The 444-nt window shown below is 61.0% G+C and carries 1 protein-coding gene; it reads right to left on the bottom strand.

Annotated elements, in window-relative coordinates:
- A partial coding sequence (locus FCS21_RS16215) for an amino acid permease (RefSeq protein WP_281279985.1) occupies nt 1-425 on the bottom strand: 425 nt, incomplete at its 3' end.
- Nucleotides 426-444 lie beyond the last annotated feature (19 nt).

The raw sequence follows: 444 nt of genomic DNA, 5'->3' as shown, positions 1-444 counted from the left end.
AGGATCACGAACAACGCGCCGACATAGAACAGCAGAATCCGCCAGAACACCGAGCCGATGGCATTGGGGATGGTCTTCTGCGGGTTCTTCGCCTCACCGGCGGTCAGGCCGATCATCTCCACGCCCAAATAGGCGAACATCACCATCTGCAGCGACATCAACACACCCTGCACGCCGTTGGGCAGGAAGCCGCCGTGGGCCCACAGGTTGGAAATACCCAGGGCAACACCGTCATTGCCGAAACCGAAGGCAATGATGCCGACACCGCCGATGACCATCGCGATGATGGTGACGATCTTGATCAGGGCGAACCAGAACTCGAACTCACCGAAGGCCTTGACGGCGATCAGGTTGATGGTGCCCATGCTCACCAGGGCCGCCAGGGCCCAGATCCAGCGCGGTACATCGGGGAACCACACGCCCATGTACACCGCCACGGCGGTG

It is taken from the genome of Colwellia ponticola (assembly GCF_005885605.1).
Taxonomy (GTDB): domain Bacteria; phylum Pseudomonadota; class Gammaproteobacteria; order Enterobacterales; family Alteromonadaceae; genus Colwellia; species Colwellia ponticola.
This window is presented reverse-complemented; position numbering and strand designations above follow the sequence as displayed.